This window comes from Chryseobacterium sp. VD8 (assembly GCF_037149975.1).
GTDB classification, from domain to species: Bacteria; Bacteroidota; Bacteroidia; order Flavobacteriales; family Weeksellaceae; genus Chryseobacterium; species Chryseobacterium indicum.
Window position 1 is genome coordinate 1 of record NZ_JBBCQL010000134.1, and the last position, 12,278, is coordinate 12,278.

At 33.0% G+C, this 12,278-nt stretch carries 18 protein-coding genes; 13 read left to right on the forward strand and 5 right to left on the reverse strand.

What is annotated here, in order from left to right:
* The first annotated feature begins 69 nt into the window (after positions 1 to 69).
* The 13 genes from WFK35_RS14395 to WFK35_RS14455 all read left to right on the forward strand — a co-directional run bounded on the left by WFK35_RS14395 (position 70) and on the right by WFK35_RS14455 (position 7,635).
* Positions 70 to 309 carry a hypothetical protein gene (locus WFK35_RS14395; protein ID WP_336733134.1) on the forward strand — a complete coding sequence of 80 codons (240 nt, stop codon included), beginning with the start codon at positions 70 to 72 and terminating at the stop codon, positions 307 to 309.
* Positions 310 to 409: 100 nt separating this feature from the next.
* Positions 410 to 2,560, forward strand: a complete 2,151-nt coding sequence (locus WFK35_RS14400) for a hypothetical protein (RefSeq protein WP_336733135.1) — start codon at positions 410 to 412, stop codon at positions 2,558 to 2,560.
* Between the two features lie 11 nt (positions 2,561 to 2,571).
* Complete coding sequence (locus WFK35_RS14405; protein ID WP_336733136.1) at positions 2,572 to 2,967, forward strand: hypothetical protein; 396 nt, start codon at positions 2,572 to 2,574, stop codon at positions 2,965 to 2,967.
* Between the two features lie 55 nt (positions 2,968 to 3,022).
* Positions 3,023 to 3,169, forward strand: coding sequence for a hypothetical protein (locus WFK35_RS14410; protein WP_336733137.1), 147 nt, complete (start codon positions 3,023 to 3,025; stop codon positions 3,167 to 3,169).
* A gap of 145 nt (positions 3,170 to 3,314) precedes the next feature.
* Complete coding sequence (locus tag WFK35_RS14415) at positions 3,315 to 3,581, forward strand: hypothetical protein (RefSeq protein WP_336733139.1); 267 nt, start codon at positions 3,315 to 3,317, stop codon at positions 3,579 to 3,581.
* A gap of 23 nt (positions 3,582 to 3,604) precedes the next feature.
* On the forward strand, positions 3,605 to 3,940 hold the full coding sequence (locus WFK35_RS14420; protein WP_336733141.1) for a hypothetical protein: 336 nt from the start codon (positions 3,605 to 3,607) through the stop codon (positions 3,938 to 3,940).
* An 80-nt stretch (positions 3,941 to 4,020) separates the two neighbouring features.
* Entirely contained in the window at positions 4,021 to 4,614 is a 594-nt protein-coding gene (locus tag WFK35_RS14425; RefSeq protein ID WP_336733142.1) for a hypothetical protein, read from the forward strand.
* A 7-nt stretch (positions 4,615 to 4,621) separates the two neighbouring features.
* A complete protein-coding gene (locus WFK35_RS14430) occupies positions 4,622 to 5,299 on the forward strand; it encodes a hypothetical protein (protein ID WP_336733144.1) in 678 nt (225 codons plus the stop codon).
* An 18-nt stretch (positions 5,300 to 5,317) separates the two neighbouring features.
* Complete coding sequence (locus WFK35_RS14435) at positions 5,318 to 5,662, forward strand: hypothetical protein (protein ID WP_336733145.1); 345 nt, start codon at positions 5,318 to 5,320, stop codon at positions 5,660 to 5,662.
* Between the two features lie 58 nt (positions 5,663 to 5,720).
* On the forward strand, positions 5,721 to 6,266 hold the full coding sequence (locus WFK35_RS14440) for a hypothetical protein (RefSeq protein ID WP_336733146.1): 546 nt from the start codon (positions 5,721 to 5,723) through the stop codon (positions 6,264 to 6,266).
* 5 nt (positions 6,267 to 6,271) lie between these two features.
* Positions 6,272 to 6,625 carry a hypothetical protein gene (locus WFK35_RS14445; RefSeq protein ID WP_336733147.1) on the forward strand — a complete coding sequence of 118 codons (354 nt, stop codon included), beginning with the start codon at positions 6,272 to 6,274 and terminating at the stop codon, positions 6,623 to 6,625.
* Positions 6,626 to 6,888: 263 nt separating this feature from the next.
* Positions 6,889 to 7,260: an SMI1/KNR4 family protein gene (locus WFK35_RS14450; RefSeq protein ID WP_336733149.1), complete on the forward strand. Its 372-nt coding sequence runs from the start codon at positions 6,889 to 6,891 to the stop codon at positions 7,258 to 7,260.
* A gap of 60 nt (positions 7,261 to 7,320) precedes the next feature.
* Positions 7,321 to 7,635 (forward strand): SMI1/KNR4 family protein, encoded by a 315-nt coding sequence (locus tag WFK35_RS14455; protein ID WP_336733148.1) that lies wholly within the window; start codon positions 7,321 to 7,323, stop codon positions 7,633 to 7,635.
* Between the two features lie 199 nt (positions 7,636 to 7,834).
* On the opposite strand, the gene sufD is transcribed toward WFK35_RS14455, so the two are convergent.
* From sufD to WFK35_RS14480, 5 genes are all read right to left on the reverse strand, one after another.
* Positions 7,835 to 9,142, reverse strand: coding sequence for a Fe-S cluster assembly protein SufD (sufD, locus tag WFK35_RS14460; RefSeq protein WP_336733150.1), 1,308 nt, complete (start codon positions 9,140 to 9,142; stop codon positions 7,835 to 7,837).
* Positions 9,143 to 9,243: 101 nt separating this feature from the next.
* Complete coding sequence (gene sufC, locus WFK35_RS14465; RefSeq protein ID WP_087711759.1) at positions 9,244 to 9,990, reverse strand: Fe-S cluster assembly ATPase SufC; 747 nt, start codon at positions 9,988 to 9,990, stop codon at positions 9,244 to 9,246.
* Between the two features lie 123 nt (positions 9,991 to 10,113).
* Positions 10,114 to 10,494, reverse strand: a complete 381-nt coding sequence (locus WFK35_RS14470; RefSeq protein ID WP_235132041.1) for a GxxExxY protein — start codon at positions 10,492 to 10,494, stop codon at positions 10,114 to 10,116.
* Positions 10,495 to 10,646: 152 nt separating this feature from the next.
* Entirely contained in the window at positions 10,647 to 12,095 is a 1,449-nt protein-coding gene (sufB, locus tag WFK35_RS14475; protein ID WP_076393922.1) for a Fe-S cluster assembly protein SufB, read from the reverse strand.
* Between the two features lie 80 nt (positions 12,096 to 12,175).
* Positions 12,176 to 12,278, reverse strand: a 103-nt coding sequence (locus WFK35_RS14480; protein ID WP_442892055.1) for a HesB/IscA family protein, incomplete at its 5' end; no start/stop codon positions are given.

Consider the following 12,278-nt stretch of genomic DNA (forward strand, 5'->3'; position numbering starts at 1 on the left):
AAAGACAAGATTAGCTAGATTACTGCCGTAGAAAAGATTCTACTTTTCGGGAGCAGAGGAAGGCTTCCTTTGGAACGCTGGAGTGAATTGGAAGGAAAAGACTGGGATGTTTTGGTACAGGCGAAATGCAAACTGAAAAATGCCCATGTTTTGGTTGAAGAGGGTTATCATCTGGATCTTTTGGTTTTGGATGAAAGCCAAACGGAAAAATTTATCCAAAATATGAAAACTAAGCAACTTTTCCCCATCAACGAATTAGAATGTATAATGACTAAAAACGAAAAAAATGGGAACATATATAGACAATGAAAAACCTTCATTTGATGCTATATCAAAAGCAAAATGGAAGAAATTAGGAATTTCTAAACCAAACAATGGTTTTGCTTTTAAGCAGTATTCCACTCAGGAGATGGCGGATACTTATTTTGGAGGAAAGCCTGTTATCAAATCAGGAAATTATGAAGTTTACACGGACGAAACCGATCCTATAAAAGAAACAGTAATAGAGGAAGTAATAATATATAAAAGTTTTGATGCCGTTTTTGGAGATATTAAAATAAAACTTTTTGCAAGTAAAGACGGAGTATTTCTATTACAAAGGTATAGAGAGATGACGGAACCAGATGATAAAACTATTATTCTTTTTTTAGAAATAGATGATGGGTATAACTTGCATACAGTAATGAGAATAAGAGCAGGAAAAGATATTACAGACTCTAAAAAGTTACCATTTGCAAATATTTTAAACCTCACAAGAGAACATAGCATTAATGTTTCACCAGACGATTTAAAAAAATTGTTGGAAAAAGGGGCGATAGCCAATAAAAAAACATTCTGGACATGGTTGCTGAAAATCATTAAAGCTCCTATTAGTGATGTGTATAGCTTTTTTTCTTCTAAATTGTATAACGGGGCTGCCGACTTTTTTGAAAATACCATAGCCAAAAACATACAAAGCATAAAAGTAAGCGAAAACGGATGGAATCCGAATCCCAAAGAAGGGGAATTTTCGCCGGCGCTTATTCCTGAAAAAATTTGGCAGATCATGAAGCCTTATTATGAGCACAAAGCGACAGACGATCCAAACCTCAATTTTTTGGGAGGAGAAAAAACAGTAAACAGTGTTTTCAATAGTTTTTTTGAGATGTTGGATTCCCATAAAGATAAAGTGACCACCATTCTTAAAAGTATGAAACCTTATCTTCCTGCATCCATATACAAGATGTTTCTGGATACAGCAAGAAATTTTTTAGGAGGAATCTCCGATCTCAAAAAAATGCTTCGGGAATCCATACCTAGATTACAATCTATCATCTATAAGAGCTTTACGATAGCAAATGCCATGCTTTGTGGTATTTACAACAGCTTGGTGGATATTATTGCAGGTATTTTTTCGATTATTGGTTTTATCTTTAGGTTTTTAGCAATACAAGAGGAATTTAAAGATGATCCTTCCCTAATGGCAGATTTCTTTTTAGAATATATGGAAGGTGTTTTTGAGGGGGTTATGAAGTTTGATGCAGTAGATTTTTTCTTCGAGATGATTTCTTTTCAGGCAAAAACCGCACTCAATCTCTACCGTTGGATTACCGAAAAAGCACCCGATATTACCTTGGAGCAAGTATTCTATTACTATGGCTATATCGTAGGGATTATTATAGATATTGTAGTAGAAACTTTGCTTACAGGAGGAGTTGCCGCAGTAGCCAAATTATTTGAGGGGGTTGCCGCATTTATGCGAAATCCCATGGAAAAGCTGGCACAAGGTATTGCAAAAAGCGTTAAATTTGGCAAAGACTTGCTGGCTGCCGTTTTGGAGTTTATGCGGATGATAGTAAAAAAATTTAAAGAAGGCAGCAAAGCCCTCTTTGAAGAACTGAAGCTTTGGATGGATGAGATTTTTGGGGTAGGCAAAAAAGTAGAAGATTTTGCCCTTACAGATAAACAGCGCAGAATAAAAGAGTTGCGGGAAGAGAAAGCAAGGAAACTGGAAAAGCTGAAAGAGCGCAGAGATCCCGTAAAAGGCAAACGAATAAAGCAGCATGAAGATTTTGTGAAAAAATGGAAGGCTAAAGGTAGATCTATAAAAGCTCTTACTACAACCGAAATTGCCAATGCTCTAAAAGGTTTTACCGAGCAGGGTAACAAAATTGCAAAGTTGATCGAAGAAGAAAAAGTATTTATTCATATTTTAGAAGATGATGAATACATTAAATTCTGTATAGAAGAATATGGAGACACATTAGAAGAGGCTGTGAACACCCACGCTTTTGCAGATGGTATAGATATGTATTTCAGAGCTTCGCGAAAACCTGACGTTTTTTTAAGTGAATTAATCCATGAAGGGACTCATGCTAAAGAAGCTAACGAGATTATAGAAATGCTTAAGAGTGGTAAAACAGAAGCTGAAATTATGAAGATTATGGGTAATAACTGGTCTTCTGAAAAGCGGGCATTTTTCCATGAACATGCTTGGCAAGAAGCAACAGGAATGGATAAAGATTTTGAAACCATAGAGGAAATGCTGGAGAATATTTTCACTAATTACGATGAATATTAAAATTTTATAAAATGAAAACAATAATAAAAAATTTATTAATTGAGCTTACGTTAAATGGGAAAAAGCCATTTGAATATAAGATATTAGCAGAAGCTGATAAAAAATTAGGTATAAACGATTCTGTTACTCTTACTGATTTACTTATGCATTGGCATAAGAAAATAAAAAGAGGTTTTCCTTTTGGAAAATATCAGAATGATTATCTCGACCTTTCAGACACGAATGTGTTATTACCAAAATACAAGATTTTATTTGAAAATTGCCCCGAACTTTCAGAACTGTATGAGCTTAATGGAGATAAAATTTATTTTAATGCTACTTTAACTCCCGAAGAAAAGCAGGAAATCTTAGATTATGTAGATGAAAACTACAAAATCATAAGACATAGTTATGGAAGAAAATCTTAATAAATGAAACCACTTTTTAGGAAGTGGTTTTTTTAGTAGAACAGAAGCTGAAATTATGAAAATTATGGGGAGTAATTGGTCTTCTGAAAAGCGGGCATTTTTCCATGAACATGCTTGGCAAGAAGCAACAGGAATGGATAAAGATTTTGAAACCATAGAGGAAATGCTGGAGAATATTTTCACTAATTACGATGAATATTAAAATTTTATAAAATGGATACAACAACAAAAAGCATTGCTAAAAGAACTAACTTCTTATGGCAAAAAAATAATTAAATTAGATATTTTACATGATGTAGAAAAGAAAATTGGAGGGAGGGGACTTAGTTAATTTAACAGGAAGGCTCATGCATTGGCATAAGAAAATAAAAAAAGGATTTCCTTTTGGAAAATATCAGAATGATTATCTTGACCTTTCGGAGTTTGAAGTCTTATTACCTAAATATAAGATTTTATTTGAAAATTGCTCCGAACTTTCAGAATTGTATGAGCTTAAAGGAGATAAAATTTATTTTAATGCTACTTTAACTCCCGAAGAAAGGCAGGAAATCTTAGATTATGTAGATGAAAACTACAAAATCATAAGACGACATAGCTACGGTAGAAAATCTTAATAAACGAAACCACTTTTTAGGAAGTGGTTTTTTTAGTAGAACAGAAGCCTTTTTATGAACATAAAGCTTCCACAAGTCCGCCTAAGAATTATGATGACGGACAAAAGGTAGTTAGTAAAACCATTAACGGACTTTTTGATCTGTTGGATGATAAACAAAAGCCAATATTAAGAATAGTGGCAGCGGCTAAACCCTATCTTCCAAAGTCTATTTATAATCTGGTAAGTGGAGAGCTGATTGCATTTTTCGATAAAGTAGATGCTCTCAAAAAACTCCTTAAAGAATCTATACCAAGATTGCAGACAGAAGCTTTACTTCGGCAAATGCTTATTTATGTGGAATTTATATCAGTCTGGTAGATGTAGTTGCGGGAATATTTTCGATTATTGGTTTTTTCTTTCGGGCGAAAGCAACATTTGAAGATATCTCTAAAAATAAGATGCTTTATGCGGAATATTTTCTGGAAATCGTAGAAGGTGTGGTAGAAGGAATCCGAAAATTTGATGTGGTAGATTTCTTTTTCCAATACTTTACTTTTCAGGCAAAAATGGCGTACAAACTCTATCAATGGATTACTAAAAATGCTGTAGAAATCACTATGGAAGAAGTATTCTACTACTTTGGGTACATTGTGGGGCTGATTATTGATATTGTGGTGGAAACGCTTCTTACAGGTGGTGTGGCAGATGTAGTAAAACTCTTTGAAGGAGTGGCAGAATTTATGAAAAACCCATTACGAAATTTGGTAGAATCCATCGGGAAAGTAGTAAAAACTGCGGGAGATGCTATCGTAATGGGGTTAGACTTTATCCGTTTCATCATCAAAAAGCTGAAAGAAGGATCAAAAGCTTTGTTTGAAGAACTGGCTCGCTGGATGGAGGATATCTTCAGCCTTGGAGAGAAAGTGAAAAACTTTGTGAAGGATATTTATGATGAGTTCTTTAGTCCGAAAGTACGGGAATACTTGGAAAAGATAGGTCTTCATCCTACTAAGTATGAGAATGGTGTATTTAGTATGTGTCCAATAAAATAAAGAAATTATGGGAAATATTTGGAATTGTATTATTTTTGATACAAAAACAAAGGACGGAGAAAAATTATGTACCCTAAAGAATAAAGATGGAACAATTACTTATTATGAAGATATTCTGGAAGACAAATTTGATGATCTTTTAGAAGATATTGATACAAAAGCAAGAAAACAAGGGAAAACAGCTAATGAATATCTGGATATTACGAGACGAGAAAATCTTTACTTAAAATATGCAAATAAGTTTAAAGCCAAATTTCATCATCATTTTGATGGGGAAATCTTATTTGTACAAAAAAGAGGAGAGGATATCTTAGAACTTTTTGGCGCTCATAATCATGATGTTATTGGAACTAAAATACAGTTAGGAGTTATAAGAAAACCACCAGGTATAAATAGTTTTCATGATCTGCCTCCAGACATCCCTTTTAAAGCAAATGTTGAAATGAAATATAGTCTTGGAGTTGTTAAAAAGAAAAATACCTCTTCTTTTTTTCCAAAAAACTGGGATATAAAAAGAGTGAAACAAGAAATAGCTTTAGTATATGATGAGATGTTGAGAAGTGGGAAATCTTTTCCTTATGAAAACAATAAATTTTTCTTTTTAGATAGTACTAAAAGTTTTGAAATACAAATTGAATTTGACCAGTTTGGAAATTTAACTAGTGCTTACCCAAAAATTAATTAACAATTAAATATTTATAATATGAAATATAAATTTTCAACAAAAGTTTTTGGACAAGAGGGCATTTATGGTATTGAATATGAATCACTTGAAAGGAATGAAAAAGCCTTGTTTGAAATTAATTCCTATATTTGGACGTCCGAAGAAGTTCAGAATATGCTAGATGAAATTAATTCAATCACAAATGAAGATTTTAGATATTCTGTTGAAGGAGGTGCTTTGTTAATACTCATAGATAAAGATGAAGCCCATCTATTTAATCTTCATAATAGATCTCAAAAAGAGGCGGATATTATTTGGCCTACAGAAAAATTTATTAAATTTTTAAAGGAGTTTCAAGAATTTTTACAAAAAATTGGTAGATAAAATTACCTAACGGCAACCACAAGTTGCCGTATTTTTTTGTTTTAAATTTGCTACAGAGTTGAAGGATGGAGAAAAAGTATGTTCAATTAAGAATACGGAGGAAACGATTACTTATTTTGATAACATACCCGAAGATGATTTTGATGAACTTCTTGAAGATATTTATACAAAAGCGAGAAAACAAGGAAAAACAGCTAATGAGTATTTGGACAGGCAGATAGGGGTTATAGAGGAATTTAAGACGCTGAAACCACTAAAAGTAGCAGAAGAGTATTTAGGAAAAAAACAAGATGGGCTATTTCAAGCTTTTAAAATTGAAGATAATACATTTAAAGTCAGTAATAAACCAGCAAATGGATTTTTTGATTATGTAGTTCTTAAATCTGGAGAAATGAAAATAGGAAAAGGGCACTATCTAATTTTTAATTATAGTGATGAAGTTTTAGCAGCAGGAAGAATAGAATTGAAAGAAGGTAAAATAGATTTTTTAGACAACCAATCTGGGCATTTTAGACCTGAAGTATCTGATTTAGTTAACTATGCAAACATTTTTAGTCGACAAAAATTATTAAGTAAAACAGTAGAAGTAAGAAAAATAAGATAATAATTATGAATAATAAAAAATTAATACAAGATTATATTGAATCAAAAATATCAAAAAAAGATTTTAAAAGTTCTTTGAATACCCTAAAAGAATCAGAGCTTAAAGATTTTCTTAATTGTCTTTTAGGTAATTATGGAGGAATCGTTGCAAATGAAATTTTATTTGAATTTTCGGACTTTTTTATTTTACAAAATGATTTTATAAAATTAGTTTCAAAAGTGATTTCAACAACAGATCATCCCCTTGTGCATTTTACTTTATTTGAGTTTTTTATGTTGTTGGGTATTACTGATGAGACTTTTTATACTTCTTTAAAAATCGAAGTAGAAAGATTTAAACCTTATAATGAGTTTTTTTAAAAAATCCAGATATTATAGGCTCTAATTCAAGATTCAATAAAAGTTTATGTAGAAAATTTGGTATAACTAATGATAAATTAGATTCTTTAAAATCTAATCTAAATTAAAAAAAATCATGTGTGAAAAATTTTAACGGCAACCACAAGTTGCCGTATTTTTGTTTCTTACAAGACAGGTGCCAAAACCAATACCTTTAAAAAAATATTTAACCTAAAACGAAATTATACTATGACTAATTTAATTCAACAGAAGCACCAATAGACATTCAAGATTTAATCTCTATTGAATCGACATTGGGATATAACTTACCTGATAGTTATAAACATCATATGTTAAAGTTTAACGGAGGAAGCCCAGAATCAAAAAATTGTTTTAAGGGTATGAGAATAGCTCATTTTAATCCGATAAAATATGGAAATTATACTTTGGAAGAGAACATCGAGGATTTTAAAGAATTATTACTTGAAGGTTTTTTACCTTTTATTTATGATTGGGGAGGTAATCCCGTATGTATAGATTTAAAAAACGGGAAGGTGTATTTTTGCCCTATGGATATGGGAGATGTAAAACCAGAGTTTTTGGCTAACTCTTTTAAGGAATTTATGGATGGTTTAACAGAAGATTGTGATTATTAATCGAAATATGTGATATTTAACGGCAACCAAAAATTGCCGTATTTTTGTAAAAACATTTTTATGAAAACAAAAATTACAGAAGCGAAAAGTAGTATTACACTGGAAGATATTCAGCAAATTGAAAGTCAATTCAATTTCACAATGCCTGAAAGTTTAAAAAAACTTTATTTGAAATATAATGGAGGAGTGATTGACATTGATGAAGACTATTATAGGTTAAATAGTATAAAGTATGGACACTTATTGCTAGAAAATACGATCGATACAATGCAAGTTACTGAGGAAAATATTCCAAAAGAATATTTGCCCTTTGCAAATACAGAAGGAGGTCATTTTATTTGTATCTACGCTGGAAATGGCAGTAAAAATGGATAAATTTATCTTTTCCGTCATGACGAATTAGAGCCTATTTTTTACAATAATACTTTAGAGGAATTTTTAGAAATAAACTCTATTGATGATTTATAATCTTAACGGCAACTGAAGAGTTGCCGTATTTTGTCATTTAAGACTAAAAAAAATTAAAAGCTGTTCCAAAAATGAAACAGCCTTCTTATTAATCAATTATATATTGTTAAAACTCTATATCAACCTGAAGCTTCTCGGCAAGAAGTTTTGAAATTTTTTCTTTTAATGGCTCGATGTCAATGTTCTGCATGGCATCGTTCGCAAAAGCATATAACAATAACGCCTGAGCTTCTTTTTTAGAAATTCCTCTTGCTCTCAGATAAAATAACGCATCTTCATTCAATTGTCCTACTGTACAGCCGTGAGAACATTTTACATCATCTGCAAAAATTTCAAGCTGAGGTTTGGTATCAATTGTTGCTCCTTCGCTTAATAAAACATTGTTATTTTGCTGATAAGCATTCGTTTTCTGGGCAATTTTATCAACGAAAACCTTTCCGTTGAAAACCCCATGAGATTTTCCGTCAAAAATACCTTTATAATTCTGATAACTTTCACAGTTCGGCTGATTATGATGAACCGCTGTGTGATGATCTACCAACTGATCTTTCCCGATAATGGTAATCCCGTTCATGAATGAATTGATATTCGATCCGTTCTGAATGAAATCCAGATTGTTTCTTACCAGTTTACCTCCGAAAGAGAAGGTATTTACCGTTGTTAAGCTATCTTTTTCCTGTTTTGCGAAAGTATTGTCAATTAAATAAGAAGTATCGTTGTCGTTCTGTAATTTATGCCAGTCCGCTTTTGCATTCGGATAAGTAAAAATTTCCGTCACAGAATTGGTCAGAACATAAGTACTGTCAAAATTGTGATGACTCTCAATAATTTCCACTTTGGCACCTTCTTCTACAATTAAAAGGTTTCTCGTATTGTAGAACGTGTTTTCTTCCTGATTCTGAGAAATGTAAAAAACGTGAATCGGTTTTTCAATCACAACGTTCTTAGGAACCTTTAAAAAGAAACCGTATTTGCAGTATGCCTGATTTAAATTCGTGAAAGCAGATTGATCTTCAGCAATCGTATTGAAATATTTCTCGAAAACATCTCTGTGTTTCTCATCATTCAGCGCATAATTGAATGAAAGAAACTCAACATTTTCAATGGAAACTTTAGATAATTCTTTATGAAGTTTACCGTTCACGAAAGTAATCCAGTCGAAATTCTCTTCACCTAAATGCAGCTGATCCAACTGTTCTTTGGTGATGTTGTGACTTTCTTTCGGGAAAAAGTTATAAGCTTTCTCAGTAATTTCCTTTAAGTTGGTATATTTGTATTCTTCGTCCTTTTTTGTAGGAAAACCAGCTTTTTCGAATCTCTGAAGAGCTGCTTTACGATCTTCATCCAGAAATCTGTGACGAAGGCTCTCCAAAAATTCATTATGGTTTTGTATGATCTGTTCTTTTAATGCCATTACTGGTATATCTGTGGTTTGCACCATTTTTTCTTTTTTTGTTTGGCTGAAATTGTTAAACTAAGAGATCAGATAAATCTCCGAATTTTTTAATCTTTTAATTAATTTAAAAGCCAGTCGTACCCTTTTTCTTCAAGCTCTAACGCAAGAGATTTATCACCCGTTTTGATGATTTTCCCGTTCGCTAAAACATGAACAAAATCAGGCTGAATATAGTTCAGCAATCTCTGATAGTGGGTAATCAGGAGAACTGCGTTTCCTTCATTTTTGAAAGCATTTACACCATCTGCAACAATTCTTAACGCATCAATGTCCAATCCGGAATCGGTTTCATCAAGAATAGCCAGTTTCGGATCCAGCATCATCATCTGGAAAATTTCATTTCTTTTCTTTTCACCTCCGGAAAAACCTTCATTTAAAGATCTTGAAAGGAAATCTTTTTTAATACCTAATTTTTCAGATTTCTCACGAATCATTGCCAACATTTCTTTTGCCGGCATTTCTCCCAATCCGTTAGCTTTTCTGTTTTCGTTCATCGCTGCTTTGATGAAGTTGGTTACCGAAACTCCCGGAATTTCTACCGGATATTGGAAAGAAAGAAAAATTCCTTTGTGTGCTCTTTCTTCAGGAGCATCTTCGATGATGTTTTCACCTCCGAAGATAATTTCTCCGTCAGTCACTTCATAATCTTCTTTTCCTGCAATAACAGAAGAAAGCGTAGATTTTCCGGCTCCATTCGGTCCCATAATAGCGTGAACTTCACCCGGCTTTATTTCAAGATTAATTCCTTTTAAAATTTCTTTGTCGCCGTCTTCAATTTTGGCGTGCAAGTTTTTTATCTCTAACATACGTTTAAATTTATCGCAAGGCTAGACTAAGATTTTTAATCTCCCTTTGCTTTTATAAGATAAACAAAGGCGCTAACGCTTATCAATGAAATACTATTTCTTTAATTACATTTATATCTGAAATTAATCAAGACCATTTGCAATTCTCATAACTCCGTTTTTAAAAAGTTGAGAATTGAAATTGATAAGCATTCCTAACTTATAATTTCCAAGTCTTACATAATTTTTTACTTGTGCAGCGTGAAAATTGGTTAAATTTTCAACAGATTTTATCTCTAAAACCACTTTGTTTTCAACTAGTAAATCCATTCTGAAAGCATTTTCTAAAAATAGTTCTTCGTATTGAATATTGAGAGATTTTTGCTTTTCCACATTAATCCCGGCTTTTTTCAATTCATAAAATAAACATTCTTCATAAATGCTTTCATACAAGCCAATTCCTAATTTTCTGTGAATTTTTAATCCACTTTCAAAAACAATTTTTGAAATTTCATTTTCTGTCATTTGTATAATTTCCGCAAAGATACACAAGTTAATTGTAGGAATTCAATTTAAAAACTTTGTATTACTTTCCTAAGCGTTAGCGCCTTTGTTTATCTTGAGAATAAATAGGAAGCGACTAACAAAGCTTAGTTTAGCTTTGCGATAAAATAAGATTACCCCACAGAACCTTCCAAAGAAATCTCAAGCAATTTCTGGGCTTCAATGGCAAATTCCATTGGCAGTTTATTTAAAACTTCTTTGCTGAAACCGTTCACGATCAAAGCAATAGCTCTTTCTGTATCAATTCCTCTCTGGTTACAGTAGAAAATCTGGTCTTCCCCGATTTTTGAAGTGGTTGCTTCGTGCTCCAGTTGTGCAGTCGGATCTTTAATTTCAATATAAGGGAAAGTATGAGCTCCGCATTCATTCCCCATCAGTAAAGAATCGCACTGAGAGAAATTTCTAGCTCCTTTTGCAGAAGGCATTACTTTTACCAGACCTCTGTAGGAATTATTGGATTTTCCTGCGGAAATACCTTTGGAAATAATGGTAGATTTGGTATTCTTACCGATGTGGATCATCTTGGTTCCTGTATCTGCATATTGGTGATTATTCGTAACGGCGATAGAGTAGAACTCACCGATGGAATGATCTCCTTTCAAAATACAAGACGGATATTTCCATGTTACCGCAGAACCGGTTTCAACCTGAGTCCATGAGATTTTTGCATTTCTTTCGCAAAGTCCTCTTTTCGTTACAAAATTGAAAACCCCTCCTTTTCCTTCTTCATTTCCGGGATACCAGTTTTGTACTGTTGAATATTTAATTTCAGCATCATCCATTGCGATCAGCTCAACAACCGCTGCGTGAAGCTGGTTTTCATCTCTTGACGGTGCTGTACAGCCTTCAAGGTAAGAAACATAACTTCCTTCATCCGCAATGACAAGTGTTCTTTCAAACTGACCTGTTCCTGCCTGATTAATTCTGAAATAGGTTGATAGTTCCATCGGACATCTTACACCTTTCGGAATATAGCAGAAACTTCCGTCAGAAAATACTGCGGAATTAAGAGCTGCATAGAAATTATCTCCTCTCGGAACTACTTTTCCAAGATATTTTCTTACTAAATCGGGATGGTTTTTAATTGCTTCGGAAATGGAGCAGAAAATAATTCCTTTCTCCATCAAAGTATCCTGAAAAGTAGTTTTTACAGAAACGGAATCCATTACGATGTCTACCGCAACACCTGAAAGTCTTTTCTGTTCTTCGATGTTGATTCCTAATTTTTCGAATGTCTTCAGCAGTTCAGGATCTACTTCATCTAGACTTTCCAGTTCAGGTTTTACTTTTGGTGCAGCATAATATTTAATTGCCTGAAAATCGGGCTTTTCATATTTAATGTTTGCCCAGTCCGGCTCCGTCATTTTCTGCCAGATTCTGAAAGATTCCAGACGCCATTCCGTCATCCATTCAGGCTCTTCTTTTTTAGCAGAAATTGCACGGACGATGTCTTCATTTAAACCCGTTGGAAAATCTTCGTAATCGATTTTTGTTTCCCATCCGAATTCGTATTTTTTATTTTCCAGATCGACTCTTAGATCGTCTTCAGTATATTTATTCATTATTTTTTTTTAAGATTTTAGAAGACAGATTTCAGATCTGATTTTTTATCTACATCTGAAATCTGCATCCAATGTCTTTTTTACAAAGAAAAACTCTCACCGCATCCGCAGGTTCTGGATGCATTCGGATTGTTAAAAACAAATCCTTTTCCGTTTAAACCTCCTGAATATTCAAGAGTGGTT

Coding starts and splice junctions, on each gene's coding strand:
- WFK35_RS14435 (WP_336733145.1), top strand. CDS start 5,318: ATGAAATATAAATTTTCAACAAAAGTTTTTGGACAAGAGGGCATTTAT.
- WFK35_RS14455 (WP_336733148.1), top strand. CDS start 7,321: ATGAAAACAAAAATTACAGAAGCGAAAAGTAGTATTACACTGGAAGAT.
- WFK35_RS14415 (WP_336733139.1), top strand. CDS start 3,315: ATGCATTGGCATAAGAAAATAAAAAAAGGATTTCCTTTTGGAAAATAT.
- WFK35_RS14430 (WP_336733144.1), top strand. CDS start 4,622: ATGGGAAATATTTGGAATTGTATTATTTTTGATACAAAAACAAAGGAC.
- WFK35_RS14425 (WP_336733142.1), top strand. CDS start 4,021: ATGCTTTATGCGGAATATTTTCTGGAAATCGTAGAAGGTGTGGTAGAA.
- sufB (WP_076393922.1), bottom strand. CDS start 12,095: ATGAATAAATATACTGAAGACGATCTAAGAGTCGATCTGGAAAATAAA.
- sufC (WP_087711759.1), bottom strand. CDS start 9,990: ATGTTAGAGATAAAAAACTTGCACGCCAAAATTGAAGACGGCGACAAA.
- WFK35_RS14470 (WP_235132041.1), bottom strand. CDS start 10,494: ATGACAGAAAATGAAATTTCAAAAATTGTTTTTGAAAGTGGATTAAAA.
- WFK35_RS14410 (WP_336733137.1), top strand. CDS start 3,023: ATGAAAATTATGGGGAGTAATTGGTCTTCTGAAAAGCGGGCATTTTTC.
- sufD (WP_336733150.1), bottom strand. CDS start 9,142: ATGGCATTAAAAGAACAGATCATACAAAACCATAATGAATTTTTGGAG.
- WFK35_RS14445 (WP_336733147.1), top strand. CDS start 6,272: ATGAATAATAAAAAATTAATACAAGATTATATTGAATCAAAAATATCA.
- WFK35_RS14400 (WP_336733135.1), top strand. CDS start 410: ATGGCGGATACTTATTTTGGAGGAAAGCCTGTTATCAAATCAGGAAAT.
- WFK35_RS14405 (WP_336733136.1), top strand. CDS start 2,572: ATGAAAACAATAATAAAAAATTTATTAATTGAGCTTACGTTAAATGGG.